Annotated in this window: 2 pseudogenes; one reads left to right on the forward strand and one right to left on the reverse strand. The window is 61.9% G+C overall.

Annotated features, from left to right (window positions below):
* A pseudogene (locus tag BLW27_RS21080) lies at positions 1 to 141 on the reverse strand (IS5/IS1182 family transposase); the annotation flags it as partial.
* A gap of 47 nt (positions 142 to 188) precedes the next feature.
* Here BLW27_RS21080 and BLW27_RS20520 point away from each other — a divergent pair.
* Positions 189 to 962: pseudogene (locus BLW27_RS20520) on the forward strand (restriction endonuclease); the annotation flags it as partial.
* Positions 963 to 1,056 lie beyond the last annotated feature (94 nt).

The raw sequence follows: 1,056 nt of genomic DNA on the forward strand, positions 1-1,056 counted from the left end.
AGGGCGGCCGAGCCGACCTTCATGCGGCGCCAGCCAGGCCATTTCCTCTACCCAGATCAGCATCGAGCCGCGCTTGCGCAACGCGGCGTTATAGCTGGACCAGTTCGTCGTGCGGTAGCGGGCGGGAGGAGGCTTGCTCATGCGACCCGTCTAACCGCATGGATTCGCGATGTGAATCGCCCGCAGTCAGAGTTACGCAACAACGCCGCGGGGAGGCGAAGCCTGATCCACACAAGTTGCCGATCGAACTCAAGGTGGCCCTGGATGCGCTCTATGGTCACTACGAGAAGACATTCGCCCTGTGGGAAAAAGAGCAGGTCGGCGTCCCGCCGGTATTCATCGTAGTCTGCAACAACACGACGAACTCCGAAGCGGTTCGCGACTATATTGCCGGTTTCACCTGGACCGATGACGAGGATCGGGAAACGGTCAAGCAGGGGCATTTCGAGCTCTTCCGGAACTACGACGATCACGACCAGCGCCTCGAGAAACCGCGCACGATCCTGATCGATTCCGCCGCCCTGGAAAGCGGTGCCGAGATCGACAGTGGGTTCCGCGAGGCACATGCAACCGAGATCGAGGCCTTCCGTCGGGAGCGGGCCAGTCGCGGCCAGGGTGTCGAGGATGTCTCCGACGCCGAGATCCTGCGTGAAGTGATGAACACAGTCGGACAAGCCGGGCGGCTCGGAGGACAGGTTCGCTGCGTGGTGTCGGTTTCGATGCTTACTGAGGGCTGGGATGCCAACAACGTGACGCACATCATGGGACTGCGCGCCTTCGGCTCGCGGCTTATTTGCGAGCAAGTGATCGGTCGCGCCTTGAGGCGCCTATCTTACGATGTGTCGCCAGATCCCGACCCCGTCACTGGGCAGCATCTCTTCCGGACCGAATACGCCGACATCATGGGGATCGACGGTCTAAACTTCGCAGACCAGCCGAAGCCAGCGGCGCCGCAGAAGCCGTGGTCTTGCCCCCGTTTCGCCGGACACTCAGGCAGTTGCGGTTTGAGCTGCGATGAAGTCGCGTGGCGAGCGCATCTTCAGCCCTGAGTGCGGG

This window comes from Citreimonas salinaria, assembly GCF_900107235.1.
Classification (GTDB): Bacteria; Pseudomonadota; Alphaproteobacteria; order Rhodobacterales; family Rhodobacteraceae; genus Citreimonas; species Citreimonas salinaria.